Annotated in this window: 11 protein-coding genes and 1 pseudogene; 9 read left to right on the top strand and 3 right to left on the bottom strand. The window is 40.3% G+C overall.

The genetic code is table 11. The features are described from left to right. Positions 1 to 870: N-acetylmuramoyl-L-alanine amidase (locus tag H7254_RS13315; protein WP_301933435.1), on the top strand; the 870-nt coding region annotated here is incomplete at its 5' end. Between the two features lie 101 nt (positions 871 to 971). Continuing rightward, complete coding sequence (locus H7254_RS13310) at positions 972 to 2,015, top strand: 2-oxoacid:ferredoxin oxidoreductase subunit beta (protein ID WP_301933434.1); 1,044 nt, start codon at positions 972 to 974, stop codon at positions 2,013 to 2,015. 74 nt (positions 2,016 to 2,089) lie between these two features. Here the strand turns inward: H7254_RS13310 and H7254_RS13305 are convergent, their stop codons facing one another. Next, positions 2,090 to 3,079 (bottom strand): aspartate-semialdehyde dehydrogenase, encoded by a 990-nt coding sequence (locus tag H7254_RS13305; RefSeq protein ID WP_301933433.1) that lies wholly within the window; start codon positions 3,077 to 3,079, stop codon positions 2,090 to 2,092. Between the two features lie 484 nt (positions 3,080 to 3,563). Here H7254_RS13305 and H7254_RS13300 point away from each other — a divergent pair, with 484 nt between their 5' ends. The 7 genes from H7254_RS13300 to H7254_RS13270 all read left to right on the top strand — a co-directional run bounded on the left by H7254_RS13300 (position 3,564) and on the right by H7254_RS13270 (position 15,889). Next, complete coding sequence (locus H7254_RS13300; protein WP_301933432.1) at positions 3,564 to 6,191, top strand: lamin tail domain-containing protein; 2,628 nt, start codon at positions 3,564 to 3,566, stop codon at positions 6,189 to 6,191. A 132-nt stretch (positions 6,192 to 6,323) separates the two neighbouring features. Further along, positions 6,324 to 8,414, top strand: a complete 2,091-nt coding sequence (locus H7254_RS13295) for a S9 family peptidase (protein ID WP_301933431.1) — start codon at positions 6,324 to 6,326, stop codon at positions 8,412 to 8,414. Between the two features lie 154 nt (positions 8,415 to 8,568). Then, on the top strand, positions 8,569 to 11,262 hold the full coding sequence (locus H7254_RS13290; RefSeq protein ID WP_301933430.1) for a DUF1553 domain-containing protein: 2,694 nt from the start codon (positions 8,569 to 8,571) through the stop codon (positions 11,260 to 11,262). A gap of 157 nt (positions 11,263 to 11,419) precedes the next feature. Further along, entirely contained in the window at positions 11,420 to 12,928 is a 1,509-nt protein-coding gene (locus H7254_RS13285) for a DUF1501 domain-containing protein (protein WP_301933429.1), read from the top strand. A 132-nt stretch (positions 12,929 to 13,060) separates the two neighbouring features. After that, a complete protein-coding gene (locus H7254_RS13280; RefSeq protein WP_367875444.1) occupies positions 13,061 to 13,297 on the top strand; it encodes a four helix bundle protein in 237 nt (78 codons plus the stop codon). 202 nt (positions 13,298 to 13,499) lie between these two features. Then, on the top strand, positions 13,500 to 14,330 hold the full coding sequence (locus H7254_RS13275; protein ID WP_301933428.1) for a sugar phosphate isomerase/epimerase: 831 nt from the start codon (positions 13,500 to 13,502) through the stop codon (positions 14,328 to 14,330). 134 nt (positions 14,331 to 14,464) lie between these two features. Then, positions 14,465 to 15,889, top strand: coding sequence for a c-type cytochrome domain-containing protein (locus tag H7254_RS13270; RefSeq protein ID WP_301933427.1), 1,425 nt, complete (start codon positions 14,465 to 14,467; stop codon positions 15,887 to 15,889). A 45-nt stretch (positions 15,890 to 15,934) separates the two neighbouring features. Here H7254_RS13270 and H7254_RS13265 read toward each other — a convergent pair whose 3' ends face one another. Together H7254_RS13265 and gatB are read right to left on the bottom strand one after the other, a co-directional pair. After that, positions 15,935 to 17,059, bottom strand: a complete 1,125-nt coding sequence (locus tag H7254_RS13265) for a TlpA disulfide reductase family protein (RefSeq protein WP_301933426.1) — start codon at positions 17,057 to 17,059, stop codon at positions 15,935 to 15,937. Between the two features lie 7 nt (positions 17,060 to 17,066). Further along, positions 17,067 to 17,382, bottom strand: a pseudogene (gene gatB, locus H7254_RS13260) (Asp-tRNA(Asn)/Glu-tRNA(Gln) amidotransferase GatCAB subunit B); the annotation flags it as partial.

The raw sequence follows: 17,382 nt of genomic DNA, 5'->3' as shown, positions 1-17,382 counted from the left end.
TTAACGGCTAAATGGAATGTGTATGGTGAAGATCAATATGATTACGTTAAAGTAGGATTGTTTGCCAGGTTGCCTTACCAGTCTTACCAGGCTACTGATCCATCTACCATTGTTGTTGATATTTTTGGTGCTACCAATAACACTAACTGGATCACACAATTACAAACGGCAAAAGAAATTGCAAAAGTAGATTATCAACAGGTGGAAGATGACTTATTCAGAATAACCATTACTTTAAAACATGCACAGCATTGGGGCCACCTGGTTTATTACAATGGCAATACTTTGGTAATAAAAATAAAGCATCAGCCGGAAAACCTCTCCTTAAAAAACTTAGTGATTGCAGTGGATGCCGGGCATGGCGGCACCAATACCGGTGCCGTAGGAGCAACAGGCATTTATGAAAAAGAACTAACACTTGCGCTATCGTTGAAATTGCAAAAGGCATTTGAAAAAGAAGGTGCCAGGGTTATTATGACCCGTACCAAAGAACAGTTTTTTGATAACAAAGAACGCATTCTATTTTACCGGGATAGTTTACCCGATCTCCTGTTAAGTATTCACCTCAATTCATCTGAAGATCCGTTTCGTACCAGCGGCACCAGTACTTATTACCGGTATATTGGCTTTAAAAATTTAAGCCTTGATATTTATAAACGGATGTTGGAATTGGGTTTGAAGGAATATGGCAATACAGGTTCTTTTAATTTTATGCTCAATAGTCCAACTGAATATCCGAATGCACTGGTAGAAACTTTGTTTCTTAGCAACCTCGAAGAAGAAACAAAAATACTGGATGAAAATTTTCAGGAGCAAATGGTTGAAAAGATTGTTTTAGGAGTGAAAGATTTTTTAAAAGAATCCAAATAGCAATAAATGGAGAGTTCAAATGTTAATGTATACACGAATGGAGTTTTCATTTTCAAATGTTATCATCTAATTGTAACTTTACAGCCTTAATAAAATTCCACATGAGTGAAACAGCAACTTCTGCACCCGTAAAAACACTAACTGCAAAAGATTTTGCCACCGATCAGGAAGTACGCTGGTGCCCCGGTTGCGGTGACTATTCTATTTTAGCCCAGGTGCAAAAAATAATGCCTACGCTGGGTATTCCAAAAGAAAATATTGTAATTATCAGTGGTATTGGCTGTAGCAGCCGATTTCCATATTATATGAATACTTATGGCATGCATAGTATTCATGGCAGGGCAACTGCAGTAGCCAGTGGTTTAAAAGCAGCCCGGCCCGAACTGAGTGTTTGGATTGTTACGGGTGACGGAGACGGATTAAGCATTGGCGGAAACCACACCATTCATTTGCTTCGCAGAAATTTTGATGTAAATATTTTATTGTTTAATAACCAGATTTATGGTTTAACAAAGGGGCAATATTCTCCCACATCGGAAGAAAATAAAGTGACTAAATCTACTCCTTTTGGCAGTATTGATCATCCGTTTAATCCGCTGGCTCTGGCCATGGGCGCAGACGCCAGCTTTATCGCCCGAACAATGGACAGGGATCCAAAACACCTGCAGGCAATGTTGCTTCGATCACAGGCGCACAAGGGTTCCTCCTTCTTAGAAATTTACCAAAACTGTAATATTTTTAATGATGGCGCTTTTGAAGTATTTACTGAAAAAAGCAATAAGCAGGAAGAAGGATTGTATCTGGAACAGGGCAAACCATTGGTATTTGGTGCATCACAAAACAAGGGCATAAAACTGGATGGATTTAAACCGGTGATTGTGGAAGTGGGAGCAGGTAAAGCAAGCCTGGATGATCTTTGGATACATGACGAAAAAGATTTTTATAAAGCACAGATATTAATCCGCATGTTTGATGACCCAAGACTCGCAGGTCATTTACCAAGGCCATTTGGCGTATTTTTCGAAACAGATCGTCCCTGTTATGAAGATGGTATGGCCATGCAGATAGATGAAATTATTGCAAAGAAAGGAAAGGGCGATTTGGATAAATTGCTGCGGGGCAATGAGACCTGGACCATCAGTTAATCCTCTTGCTTCCAAAATAATAAACGGCCATCTTTTTAAAGGATGGCCGTTTTAATTTTATAGAAACCCAGCGGTTAAACCAATCCTTTTTCCAATAGATACTCTGCAATTTGTATGGCATTGGTTGCAGCTCCCTTGCGTAAATTATCACTTACAATCCAGCAGTTTAACGTATTCGGCTGGCTTTCATCCCGCCTGATTCTACCCACAAAAGTTTCATCTTTTTCATGCGCCGTTAATGGCATCGGGTAAACAAAATTGGCAATATCATCCTGCACTACAATGCCGGGAGCTTTGCTTAAAATCTCTCTTACTTCGGCCAGGTCAAAATCATTTTCAAACTCAATGTTTACGCTTTCGCTGTGGCCGCCCATTACCGGAATGCGTACCGTAGTTGCTGTTACTTTAACGTTTGCATCTCCTATAATTTTTACAGTTTCAAGCGTCATTTTCATTTCTTCTTTGGTATACCCATTTTCCAGAAACACATCGATTTGCGGAATGGCATTCAGGTCAATCGGATACTTGTAGGCCATCTCGCCTTCGATGCCCTTTCTTTCATTCATTAATTGTTCTACTGCTTTAACACCAGTACCAGTAACACTTTGATAGGTAGATACTACAACTCTTTTTATTTTGTATTTATCATGCAAAGGTTTTAATACCACCACCATTTGAATGGTAGAACAGTTGGGATTCGCAATAATTTTATCTGAAGCAGTCAACACATTTGCATTCACTTCAGGTACTACTAATTTTTTTGTGGGGTCCATTCTCCAGGCGCTGGAATTGTCAATTACTGTAATACCCGCTTCGGCAAATTTGGGGGCAAGATTTAAAGATGTTCCGCCACCGGCCGAAAAAATAGCAATGGCGGGCTTTGCCGCAAGGGCCTCTTCAAAACCAACTACCTTGTATTTTGTTCCTTTAAATTCCACTTCCTTACCTATTGATTTTTCAGAAGCAACAGGAATTAATTCGGTTACCGGAAAATTTCTTTCGGCCAATACCTGCAACATTTTAGTACCTACCAAACCGGTAGCGCCAACCACTGCAACTTTCATTTGTTTTAGTTTTTATTTTAATTAAAGATTTTTTATTTGTGCGTAGTCTCCCAGTTTAAAATTAAAAGAACAGACAAAATAAAACCTCCCGTTTTTGGCGGAAGGCTGTGCATATTGTGTAACAAACAAAATACTGATTACCTGCCGCTGCCGGAATATTTCTTAATTGTTTTTGTATGTTTTATTGTAATCATTGCGGTTGCGAAAATAGGGACTATTTCATAATCAGCCAAAAATTTACACAAAATAAATTCATTACCATCTAACGATTTAGCTATTTAATTGGAGTGTTGGATGACGGAAATACTGATTCATTGAAATTTATAATTATTTTATTTTTTCATTTTGCTGATAAATGTATTGATGGATAAATATGATTAAATAATAATAAATATTACCTTTAAAATGCCTGAAGTTGAAATGTCATCAAAATAATATTGCTGACCAGAATGTATCATTATTCATCTGCTCATAACCATTCTTTATGCCTAAAAAAATCTTACTCTTTCTTCCGGTGATTTTATTTATGCATTCGGTAAGTGTGGCGCAGATTTCAGAAAATTTTTCGGATGGAAATTTTTCGGAAAATCCTGTATGGATAGCAAACGCAGGCGATTGGATTGTAAATACCTTCGGACAATTACAAAGTAACAATACCGTTGCTAACAGTAGTTTCTATATTACTACACCCAGCAAGCTGGCACTCAATGTACAATGGGAACTCTTTGCAGATCTTGCTTTTGCTACTTCTTCTGCCAATTATACAGACGTTTATTTAGTGTCATCTGCAAGTGATCTTATGGCAGGTAATACAACCGGTTATTTCGTTCGCATAGGCAATACAACCGACGAAATAAGTTTGTACCGGAAAGACGCAGGCGCAGTATCAGTAAAAATAATTGATGGCGTTGACGGATCAGTAAACAGTACATCCAGTAACAAAGTAAAAATAAAAGTTAGCAGGGATGCAAACAATCAATGGATATTGTATCGGGACATCACCGGTACAGGAAATAATTATTTTTTGGAAGGAACAGTTAACGATGCCACCTTTATCACGAGTGCTTTTTTTGGTATGCTGATTAAACAAAGTACCGTAGCCAGCTTTGCACGAAAACACTTTTTTGATGATATTGAAGTGAAGAATTTGTTGGTCGATGTTACTCCGCCAATAATACAATCGGCCAGAGCAACCAGTGGCAACGGACTGGATGTGTTATTTGATGAGCCTTTAGACAAAACCAGCAGTGAGACAACCTCAAATTATACGGCTAATAATTTAACCGGCGCTCCTTTGGCGGCGTTGCTGGATGCAAACGACAATGCTTTGGTTCATCTAACGTTCAATAGTAATTTTCCTGGTACGCCTAACAACCAGCTAACGGTAAATGGAGTAAAAGATATTGCCGGCAACAGTATGATAAATCAAACAACGCCCATTGTATTTTTGACATTAAATTCTATACAACCTTATGATGTGGTGATTGATGAAATCATGGCACATCCAATTTTGCAGGGGGGCTTGCCTAACAATGAATGGATAGAATTAAAAAATACTTCTGCTGCTGCAATCAATTTAAGTGGCTGGAAAATAAATGATGATAATGGAGTAAGCGGCGCAATGCCAGATTTTGTTTTGCTGTCGGATAGTTTTGTAATCCTGTGTGCAACAAGTTCGCTTACCGCAATGTTGCCCTTTGGAAAAGCGATAGCAGTAACCGCTTTTCCTTCTCTGAATAATGCCGGTAAACAATTATGGATTATTTCTCCCCGGGGGGAAATAATCCATGCAGTAAATTATTCGGAGAGCTGGTATCAAAATGAGTTAAAGAAAAAAGGTGGGTGGAGCCTTGAAATGATGGACACTAAAAATCCGTGCGGCAGCGGCACTAATTGGAAAGCAAGTACAGATTTAAGTGGCGGCACGCCCGGCACTAAGAATACTGCAAACGCTGTCAATGCAGATTCAAATGTACCCAGGTTGTTAAGAGCTTATGCAACCGATAGTTTAAATATCGTATTGATATTTAATGAGCCGCTGGATGCCGGTAAAGCCGCATCTATAAATAACTATCGCCTAAATGATGGTATTGATATGCCTGTTACTGCCACACCTTTTTCTCCCGTTCCTGATAAAGTAAATCTTCGTTTAAATATACCACTGTCAGCTTCTAAAATTTATACCATCACTGTAAACGGAGTAACAGATTGCACAGGGAATGTTATTGGCAATAAAAATATTACAAGGGTGGGATTGAGCATAGTGGCAGATAGCCTTGACCTGGTGATCAATGAAATTTTATTTAATCCTCCAGCCGAAGGCAGTGATTATGTTGAGCTATACAACCGCAGCAATAAAATAATTGATCTTAAACAAACATACGTTGCCAACCGTGCTGCCAATGGTACCATTAATAATATTATGGCTGTTAGTGCTGAAAGTTATCTGCTGTTTCCCCAGGATTTCATTTTAATGAGCAATGATATTGGATGGGTGAAATCTGCATACATTCATCAAAATCCTGATGCTTTTATAACGGTTGACTTACCCTCTTTTAATGACGATAAGGGTAATGTTGTTATTTTAAATGCACAGGGAAATATTACCGACCAGGTAAACTACAATGAAAAATGGCATTTTAATTTATTGGCGAATACTGAAGGCGTATCGCTGGAACGGATTGATTACAATGCGGCTTCACAATCTCCCGATAACTGGCATTCTGCCTCTACCAGCGTGAGTTATGGAACCCCTGGATATAAAAACTCACAGTATCATGTAAACGATGGAGTGCAGGGTGAAATGAAAGTACTGCCCGAAATTGTATCGCCCGATAACGATGGGCTGGATGATTTTGCTACAATTAATTATAATTTCCCCGATCCGGGCTATGTGGCTAACATCACTATCTTTGATGCAGCAGGCAGAAGGATACGTTACCTGCAACGCAATGCGCTTTGTGGTACAAAAGGAAGTTTTACATGGGATGGGCTTGGACAAAACTACCAGCAATTGGCAACAGGCATTTATATTGTATTTGCAGAAGTGTTTAATTTAAAGGGAACGACAAAGCAATTTAAATTACCCGTGGTACTGGCAAGACGAAACTGAACTTTAGAAACTATACATAGGCAAAGTTATACAGCGCTAAAACACAATCCATATATGCACCTGCAAATAAAAAACTTCCTGCCCTTTGCTATTTTAGCAATCGCAGCTTTATCATGCAATAATAAATCGAACGTGAAGGAAACCTCTTACAACTGGCCGGCCAATATAAAAGCTCCGGTATGCGAAATAAAGTCAACTCCATTAACAGCCCATGGCGATACAAGAACGGATAATTATTACTGGCTGAATGATTATTTTAAAAAAGGGCCGGACAGTACCAAAGTGGTTGACTACCTGTTAGCAGAAAATAAATACTACGATACGATGATGTCCGGCACCAAAACATTGCAGGAAAAATTGTACACCGAAATGAAGGCGAGGATAAAAGAAAAAGATGAATCTGTACCGTCTTTTAAACAAGGCTATTTTTATTATTCCCGGCAGGTTGAAGGCAAAGATTATTTTGTGTATTGCAGAAAGAAGGGAACGCTTGACGCAGCAGAAGAGGTGCTGCTGGATGTAAATGCCCTGGCGGAAGGGCATAATTATTTTTCAGCGAGAGGATTTGCCATCAGCATGGATAATAATTTAATGGCCTATGGAATAGATATGCTATCAAGAAGGGAATATACCATCTATATAAAGAACCTGCAAACAGGCGAAACTTATAAAGATGCCATTACCGGTACTGAAGGCGATCCGGTTTGGGCCAACGACAACCAGAGCATTTTTTATGCCGCTAAAAACCCCGTGACCTTGCTATCTGAAAAAATAAAGAAACATGTACTGGGTACAGCAGCAGCCACCGATAAAATAGTGTATCAGGAAAAAGACCCCAGCAATTATATCGGTGTAAGCAAAACAAAATCGGATAAATATATTCTGATCACTTCACAGGCAACTTTGTCGTCCGAAATAAAATGGATTGATGCATCAAAGCCCAACGACGCATTTGCAGTTTTTCAGCCCCGCATCAAAGAAGTATTGTATGATGTTGATCATGCCAATGACAGATTTTACATCCGCACCAACCTGCATGCAAAAAATTTTAACATAGTTACCTGCACGGAAGATAAAAAAGACTCCACCAACTGGAAAGACCTGCTGCCGCACAGCGATAGCATTTTGGTACAGGCCTTCGAATTATTTAAAAATTTTATGGCCGTATCCGAAAGAATCAATGGCTTAACACAAATACATATCATCAATCTGAAAGACAATACCGGATATTATCTGGCATTTGATGAACCGGCGTATACCGCAAGCATCGGCGCCAATCCTGATTTTAATACAGATGTACTCCGGTTTAACTACACCTCTTTAACCACACCTGTTTCTGTGTATGATTACAACATGGTTAACAAGGAAAAAAAATTAATGAAACAGCAGGAAGTATTGGGTGGTTTTAAGGTAGCCGATTATACAACCGAACGTGCTTTTGCCACTGCCAAAGACGGAACAAAAATTCCCCTTTCTATTGTGTATAAAAAAGGATTTAATAAAAATGGCAATGCACCGTTGTTATTGTATGCCTACGGCAGTTATGGCATTAGTACCGATGCGGCTTTCAGCAGTGTACGGTTAAGTTTATTAAACCGTGGGTTTGCTTTTGCCATTGCACACATCCGTGGCGGGGAAGAAATGGGCAGGTACTGGTACGAAGACGGAAAGACTATGAAAAAGAAAAATACTTTCAATGATTTTATTGATTGTGCCCAATGGTTGCTGGACAATAAATACACCAGCACAAAACACCTGTACATTAATGGTGGCAGTGCGGGAGGGTTGTTAATGGGCGCTGTGGTAAACATGCGGCCAGATTTATGGAACGGGGTTATTGCGGCAGTGCCTTTTGTAGATGTGGTAACTACCATGAGTGACCCCACCATTCCGCTCACTACCAACGAATATGATGAATGGGGTAATCCCGCCAATAAGGAAAGTTATGACTACATGAAATCCTATTCACCCTACGACAATGTAGAAAAGAAAGCATACCCCAACATGTTGGTAACAACAGGTTTACACGACAGCCAGGTGCAATATTTTGAACCAGCTAAGTGGGTAGCTAAACTCAGGGCGATGAAAACAGACAGTAACAAATTGTTTCTGTACACCAATATGGAAGCCGGTCATGGCGGCGCTTCCGGAAGATTTAAACCCCTAAAAGATAAAGCGAGAGAGTATGCGTTTTTTCTGGCGCTGGAAGGAATTGCCGAGTGAGTTAAAATAACTTTGCCAAAGTTTTAAACTTTGGCAAAGTTCACCACAAAATATCAGTATTTTTAGCAGGTAAACGTATATGTAAATGCCTGTCTTGCCATCAAAAAAAATTATTGTTGTAGCCCTATTGCTTTTATTTGCGACAAGCAGCTTTTTGTACATAATCAAAAAACCCCCGGTTGATTTTACCACAGATGTTAAACCTATCATCAATAAAAATTGCATCACTTGCCATGGCGGGGTAAAACAAAAAGCAGGCTTTAGTTTGTTGTTCCGGGAAGAAGCATTACTGGGCAAAACAGAATCCGGTAAACGGGCCATTATTCCCGGAGATGCGGGCAATAGTGAAATGATCCGCAGGCTTACCCTTAAAGATCCAGAGGAAAGAATGCCTTATAAACATGATCCTTTACCAAAAGAAGACATTGCGCTTCTTACAAGATGGATTGACGAAGGTGCTCACTGGGGTGAGCATTGGGCCTATACTACTGTAAAAGAAACATCCGTGCCTCAGCCTGCCGCCTTCTTTGGTTTGTTCAAATCCAAAAGTAAATGGGCCAGCAATGAAGTTGATAATTTTATTGAAGCAAAATGGAAAGGAACTGAATTATTCGCTTCGCCGCAGGCGGATAAACAAACTTTACTGCGTCGTGCAAGTCTGGATATTATTGGTATGCCTGCGCCTGAAAATATTGTCCGGCAGTACCTGAATGACAGCAGCGCAAAAGCCTATTCAAATCTCGTAGATTCTTTATTGGCATCACCACATTTTGGCGAAAAATGGACGGCACTCTGGATGGATCTTGCCCGGTATGCAGACACAAAAGGATATGAGAAAGATGACAACCGGAATATCTGGCATTACCGTGACTGGCTCATCAATGCCTTTAACCATGATATGCCCTATGATAGTTTTTTAACCAAACAAATAGCAGGGGATCTATTACCCGGCGCAACTGACGAAGACCTTATTGCTACTGCTTTTCAACGGAATACTATGACCAACGATGAAGGCGGTACCGACAATGAGGAATTTAGAACGGCAGCCGTTATGGATAGGGTAAATACTACCTGGCAAGCAACAATGGGCACTACATTTGCCTGCGTGCAATGTCATAGCCATCCTTACGATCCTTTTAAACACGAAGACTATTATAAATTTCTTGCATTTTACAACGATAGCCGCGATGAAGATACCCAGGCAGATTATCCGCTGTTGCGGCATTACAACGACAGTCTGCAAACGGAATTAAAAAACATTACCAACTGGTTGCAAAACAATGCTTCACCAGCAAAGGCAAAAGAAGTCTACACCTTTTTAAAAACCTGGCAGCCTGCGTATAACAGTCTTACCTGCGATAGTTTTACCAACAGCGCATTAGCGGATACCAAATGGCTGGCTGTTCGCAATAATGCCCTTTGCCGTTTAAAAAATGTTGACCTGACAAACCGTACACAATTAATTTTTCGATACCAGGGATATGCAGACGGTGGCATCTGGCAAATACATATGGATCAGCCCAGTGGGCCCTTAATTGCAGCCGTGCCGTTAAAAAAGACAAAGGATGGATGGACAATCAGCAAAGCAGTGCTGGATCCGCAAAGCGGCATACACCCGCTTTATTTTACCTACACCAACCACCTTCTGAAAAAACCAGGTGACACCGGTGCTATGTTTGATTGGTTTTATTTTACCAGTGACATTGCAGTTGCCAGCCAACCCGGTTATGACAGCGTTGAAAAAAAATATTGGAGGTTGCTAAATGCAAATGTGCCCACCACACCGATCATGATGGATAACCCAAAAAATATGCACCGGACTTCGTATGTTTTTGAAAGAGGTAACTGGCTGGTAAAAGGTGCAGCAGTACAGCCGGGTATTCCCGCTTCGTTGGGTGCATTGCCTGCCAATGCGCCGGCCAACAGGTTGGGCATGGCGCAGTGGCTAACTTCCACACAAAACCCTTTAACCGCCCGCACAATGGTAAACCGGGTATGGGAACAATTGTTTGGTACGGGACTGGTTGAAACGCTGGAGGACATGGGCTCGCAAGGTACGCTGCCTACTCACCGGGAACTACTTGACTGGTTAAGCTACGGGTTTATGCATGGTGATAAATGGAGTATGAAAAAATTAATTAAAACTATTGTATTGAGTGCCACTTACAAACAGGATTCAAAAATTTTACCGGTGCAATTGCAAAAAGATCCCGGTAATAAATTGTATACCCGCTATCCAAGAGTACGTTTGTCTGCAGAGCAGATAAGGGACCAGGCACTTTGTATCAGCGGCGTAATCAGCAATAAAATGTACGGTCCGAGTGTATTCCCTTATCAGCCAAAAGGTATCTGGCTCTCACCTTATGATGATGCGAAGTGGGTGGATAGTAAAGGTGAAGATCAATACCGGCGGGCCTTGTACACGTATTGGAAACGGTCTGCTGCTTATCCTTCGATGCTAACGTTTGACGGTGTTTCCCGTGAAGTGTGTACAGTGCGCCGGATACGTACCAATACCCCGCTCCAGGCACTTACCACTTTAAACGATCCCGCATATATTGATCTGGCCCGGCAATTTGCTTTCCGCATGCAGGCACTGGCAGGCAAGGATGTACATCAGCAAATCCAGACTGGTTATCAATTGGCAACTCATCATACCATCAATGAAAAGAGTTTACAGGCATTGATGAATTTATATAATTCCGGATATAAACAGTTTAAAAGTAACGATAACAAAGCCTGTGAAATGGTGGGCGGAATAAATAAGCATACCAATGCAGAAACGGCTGCGCTGATTGTAGTGGCAAATGCAATTTTAAATTTAGATGAAGTGGTTACAAAAAATTAGTGATGCGGTATAAATGATGCGATAGATAAATTATTTTCTTATAAAATTTGTTTTACATAAAAAGAACTAAAGTAGCAAAGACTGCAGTAAATTATACGTTGGTCTTGTAATATTATCAGGTTGTTTTTTGTAAAAATATTTTACACAAGCTTACACCATGACACAAAAAGATTTACATAACCAGCGCTTGTTACGCGAAGCAGAAAGTGCAGTGATGCGCATGCAGACACGGCGTCATTTTATAAAGGAGAGTGCCATGGGATTGGGAGCGCTTGCCATGGGCTCTATGTTTGGCAGTTGCACCAACTCACCCGTTCAATCCAGTAGTGTATCCTTTGATCCTGCTCACCCGCTGATGCCTAAATTGCCACCGTTTGCTGCAAAAGCAAAGAGCGTAATTTACTTACACATGGCTGGCGCACCTTCACAATTAGAACTATTTGATTACAAGCCCGAGCTGATGAAAATGGACGGACAGGTTTGTCCCCAGTCTTTGCTGGAAGGAAAAAAATTCGCCTTCATCCGGGGAGTTCCAAAAATGCTGGGGCCACAGGCAAAGTTTGCGCAACACGGTAACTCCCGAGCCTGGGTAAGCGATAACATGCCCCACCTGGCCACTATTGTGGATGAGCTTAGTTTTTTAAAAGCGGTCACAACCGATCAGTTTAACCATGCACCTGCACAGCTAATGCTGCATACCGGTTCTGCCCGTCTGGGCAGGCCAAGCTTAGGTTCCTGGGCAACGTATGGCCTGGGTACAGAAAACCAAAACCTGCCTGGTTTTGTAGTGTTAACCAGCGGTGGCACCAATCCCGATGCTGGTAAAAGTGTGTGGGGCAGCGGATTTTTGCCCAGCGTTTACCAGGGCGTTCAATGTCGCAGCGAAGGCGACCCGGTATTGTTTATTAAAGATCCGGAAGGCATGAGCAGGGATTTACGCAAGGCAAGCATTGACGCCATAAACGAAGTAAATGCAGAAGAATACAAGGCTTACAATGATCCTGAAATACTCTCCCGCATTTCACAATATGAAATGGCGTTTAAAATGCAGATTGCTGCGCCCGATGTGATGGACATCAGCAATGAACCAGATTATATTCATGAAATGTATGGCACCAAAGCCGGACAAGGATCATTTGCCAACAACGTTTTACTGGCAAGAAAACTGGTAGAGAAAGGCGTGCGCTTTGTACAATTGTTCGACTGGGGTTGGGATAGCCATGGTACCGACGCAAGCGTTGCCATCGACATTGGCTTTATCAATAAATGCCGCTCGGTTGATAAATGTATTACCGCACTTATTCTTGATTTAAAACAACGTGGTTTACTGGAAGAAACCCTGGTTGTATGGGGTGGAGAATTTGGCAGAACCCCCATGGCTGAAAACAGGGAAGGCAAACAAAATCCATACAAGGGCCGGGATCATCATACGGAAGCATTTACTATGTGGATGGCCGGTGCCGGTATTAAAAAAGGCTTTACTTATGGCGAAACAGACGAGATCGGTTACAGCGCCATCAGTGGCAAAGTTGAGCCTTTTGATATACAGGCCACCATTCTAAATCAGCTGGGTTTTGATCATGAAAAATTTACCTATGATTTTCAGGGAAGACCTTTTAGATTAACGGATACAAGAGGGAAAGTAATTACAGATATTTTGAGTTAGCCTGGTGAATGTTCAATAGTGAATTGTCAATGGTTATATTTAATTTTATTTCGAACATAATTTTTCAAAATTTCTTTTAGGTTTCAAATTTTTTGTCATGTTTTTAACCCTGAAATATCAAAAAATTGATGTCTGATATTACTAACAAAAAATTTACCATCAGATGAAAAATTTAAAATGATTTCGCGTATCAGCATAGCTGCATTGGTTCGTTTAAATACAGCAGAACGGGTATCCCGTAAATCAGAAACTAAACGAAAACTCTTTTATGAAATATCACAAGATTCGGTATTTGAAATTGATGCAGTCCTTAATATTGCAGGTGACTTCAATTATTTGTGGAGTGATAATACATTCAAATTAGGCTAAGAAATGTGGTAAACTTTTAAGATACCAAGCGGACTTATTAAATCCGGTATTTCAAAGGAGTAGTTTATTATTAGTTAACAACTATTGACTATTATTGATGTTATTTAACCGAAGAAACTTTTTACAAACATCGACGTCAGCCACTACTGCATTGTTGCTTGCGTCGCTGAATGTATTTTCTAGCCCACAAAAAATCAATCAAATGAATACAGGGTTTAAATTAAAAGTATTGGCTACCAACTGGGGCTATCCCGGCAGCATGGACGCTTATTGCGCTAAAGTAAAAGAGGAAGGATATGACGGTATCGAAATATGGTGGCCCACCGTACCAAAAGACGCCGATGAACTTTTTTCTGCATTAAAAAAATATTCGCTGGAAGTTGGTTTTTTGACAGCCGGTCATCAAAGCAATTATGAAGAACATCTTGCTACTTTTAAACAAATGATTACCGCAGCAGCTACCAATAAAAATCAGCGTCCATTGTACATCAATTGCCATAGCGGCAAGGATTATTTTAGCTATGAAGAAAACAAAGCCATCATAGATTTTACACTGGTGCTGGCAAAAGAAACCGGTATAAAAATTTATCATGAAACGCACCGCTCAAGAATGCTTTTTGCGGCACCGGTTGCAAAGCATTTTTTTCAGCAAATACCCGAACTTAGAATTACACTGGACATATCCCATTGGTGCAATGTAAGTGAAAGCCTGCTGGCAGATCAGCAGGAAACAGTGAATCTTGCCATAAAAAGAACAGATCATATACATGCCCGCATTGGCCACGCAGAAGGACCGCAGGTAACCGACCCAAGAGCCCCCGAATGGGATGATGCAGTTAAAGCACATTTTGCCTGGTGGGATGCGGTAGTAGCAATCAAACAACAAAAAGGAGAAGTATTGACGGTGTTAACAGAATTTGGTCCCCCGGATTATATGCCCACCATTCCTTACACACGGCAGCCCCTGGCAGATCAATGGGCTATTAATGTGTACATGATGCATTTGTTGCGGAAGAGATACAGCCCCTCATAGGATTCCGAAGGCGGGAAAAATGTAAAAGACTGAAGCAAACTGCACTTCCATAGACTGAAGAATTTTGTTTCAACAACACAGGAGGCATCGATCATTTTATTTTAAAGATTGTTAAATATTAAAATTTTTATTTCTTGAGACTTTTGTCCGTTATTGAATTTCTTGGTCACTTTCATCCACTGCTCGTGCATTTGCCATTGGGTATTTTGCTCATTGCATTACTGCTGCAATGGATGAGCCGCAAAAGTAAATATGTATCGCTGATACCTGCAATACCTGTCATTTTATTGGCAGGGTCTTGTACTGCCTTTGCATCCTGCATTACCGGCTATCTTTTATCCATCAGCGATGACTATGATAAATCACTCGTGAGTTGGCACATGTGGATGGGCATTGGTGTAGCATTGGTTTCACTAATGTTGTATGCCAAAGAAAAAAATCCTGCCTTTGCCATCAATAAAAAAATGTTATCCCTCGGGCTGTTAGTGTTGCTAATGATTACCGGTCACCTCGGTGGTTCTTTAACGCATGGATCAGATTATTTGACTAAGCCGTTTAAACAAATATTTAATACGGACAGCATTGTTAATACAACTATAAAACCCATTTCAAATGTGCAGGAATCGGTTGTTTACACAGATATTGTTACGCCCATCTTACAAACCAGATGTTACAGTTGTCACAATGCAAATAAACAAAAGGGCGGTTTGCGCATGGATGAAATCAGTTTGTTAATGAAGGGCGGCAAAGACGGCAAAATAATAATGCCGGGCAATGCCGGGGAAAGTGAGCTGATCAAGCGCCTGCTGCTGCCAACAGACAATGAACACCACATGCCGCCGAAAGAAAAACCACAATTGACAGAAAGCCAGATCAGCCTGCTGCACTGGTGGATCAGTAACAACGCAGATGCACAAAGGAAAGCAAAAGAGTTTGCGCAGACAGATAAAGAAAAATTTTTATTAACTGCGCTGCAAACTGCGCCGGCAGTACACAACGAAAGAACAGATATACCCGCCACGCCTGTTGCCAGGGCGGATGAAAAAATAATTGAGCAGTTAAAGGACCGCAATATTTTAATATTACCGGTTGCACAAAACACCAATTACCTGCAAGCCAATTTTGTAAGCGACAGCATGGTTGATAAAAAAGATCTACAATTATTGGTACAATTAAAACAGCAACTCATCTGGCTAAAACTTCACAACACAAATACAAATGATGAGGCACTTGCGGCCATCGGCCAGTTAATCAATCTCACCAGGCTCGATTTATCCAACACATTTATTACAGATAAGGCAATATCATTACTCGCCAACATAACCAATTTGCAATATTTAAATTTATCTGGAACCAAAATTACCGAAGCGGCTGTTGCCTCTTTAAAAAAACTACCTCAATTACAATCTATGTACCTGTATAACACCGCACTTAGTTCAAAAGATAAGGCTACCATAAAACAAATTTTTACTAAAACAACAATTGATACCGGCGGATATTTAGTGCCGTTTTTGAAAGAAGATACAACATTGGTTAAAGAAGTAACTAAAAAAAAGTAATTCAAACTCTTAAGCTTTGTCAAAGTTTAGAACTTTGGCAAAGCTTTATTTCAATACCTCCTGTAATTTATTTTCTAATGCCTGCCCCCTCAAATTCATTGCAATAATTTTTCCCGTTGGATCGACCAGTACGTTGAACGGAATGCCCTCAAAACCATATAAGCTAACAGCTGCACTGCTCCAGTACTTAAGGTCGCTGATGTGGTGCCAGTTTAAACTATCAGATTGAATAGCATTTATCCACTGCTTTTTGTCCTGGTCTAATGATACACCGAGGATGGTGAAATTTTTATCTTTAAAATTGTTATATGCTTTTACCACATTAGGATTTTCTGCACGGCAGGGGCCACACCAGCTTGCCCAAAAATCAACCAGCACATATTTTCCCTTTAACATGCTTAATGCAAAAGCTTTACCTGAGGTATCGGGCATATTGATATCAGGGGCCATTCCACCTTCATGTGGCTTTGATTTGGATTGGGCAATCATTTGATTGTACTGTGCAACAATACTGGTTAACGCCATGTGGTTCGGAAATTTTTTTATAAGGCCATTCATCGATTTTTCTAATTTTTCCGGAGCTATATTCTGCGAATATCCAAGGGCAAACAAAGCCATTACCGGATCGCTGGTTGTATCTATAAACTGGATAATGTAATTTTTATACCCTATTTCTTTTTCAGCCACTTCTTTTTTGTTTATCAGTAACAAACTGTCTGTTTGTGCCGAAGCAGATAGTTGCTGCAATGCCGCAGACTTATTTTCAAGATCAGATCTTTGTGTGCGGATACCGTTAATGAATTTTTTTAATGAACCATTTGCAGGCGAATTAAAAGTACCTGCTTCTACGGAAAGCTTATTAAAATCTGCCGTAAAAGGGATTTCAATTTTATCATTTATGAAAATAAAAAAGGCACTATCCTTTTCCATCCGTATCCGGTACAATCCTTCTTCAGGAGCGGAGGCTGAAATAGTAAATTGGCCACTTTTCATTACGGCTGTATCTAATACTTCAGGATTTTTTTCGCTGAAAAATAATTCTTCCAAATATATTTTTTGATCGGGTGCGTTTTTGATTTGCCCGGTAATTGTAAATTTTCCCTGCTCGCTTTTGTGATTACACGATAATAAAATGATAGCGCACAAGGCAAGGGTGAGTAAGTTTTTCATTGAGGCTTTAGTTTAATTTTTCTGTCAATAATTTATTTACAAGATTCATATCGGCTTTGCCTTTACTTAGTTTTTTTACTTCTCCTGCAAACATGCCAATAAGCCCTTTTTTACCACTTTGATATTCTTTTACCTTTGCAGGCAACTTTGCAATTACCTCATCTACCCATACAGCAACGGACCTACTGTCACTTTCCTGGAGCAGATTTAACGTGGTTGCAATTTGGGAAGGTTCTTGTTGCGTGTCTGTCAATAAGGCATTAAATATTTTGGATGATGCAATACTAAAATTTACCTTGCCATCATCTACCAGTTGTATTAAT

Source organism: Ferruginibacter sp. (assembly GCF_014377975.1).
Lineage (GTDB): Bacteria > Bacteroidota > Bacteroidia > Chitinophagales > Chitinophagaceae > Ferruginibacter.
The sequence above is the reverse complement of the archived record's forward strand: the minus strand, read 5'-3'. Positions and strand labels throughout refer to the sequence as shown.

Bases quoted from the DNA above. Each gene is read 5' to 3' on its own strand.
- H7254_RS13310 (WP_301933434.1), top strand. From the start codon at position 972: ATGAGTGAAACAGCAACTTCTGCACCCGTAAAAACACTAACTGCAAAA.
- H7254_RS13305 (WP_301933433.1), bottom strand. From the start codon at position 3,079: ATGAAAGTTGCAGTGGTTGGCGCTACCGGTTTGGTAGGTACTAAAATG.
- H7254_RS13300 (WP_301933432.1), top strand. From the start codon at position 3,564: ATGCCTAAAAAAATCTTACTCTTTCTTCCGGTGATTTTATTTATGCAT.
- H7254_RS13285 (WP_301933429.1), top strand. From the start codon at position 11,420: ATGACACAAAAAGATTTACATAACCAGCGCTTGTTACGCGAAGCAGAA.
- H7254_RS13275 (WP_301933428.1), top strand. From the start codon at position 13,500: ATGAATACAGGGTTTAAATTAAAAGTATTGGCTACCAACTGGGGCTAT.
- H7254_RS13265 (WP_301933426.1), bottom strand. From the start codon at position 17,059: ATGAAAAACTTACTCACCCTTGCCTTGTGCGCTATCATTTTATTATCG.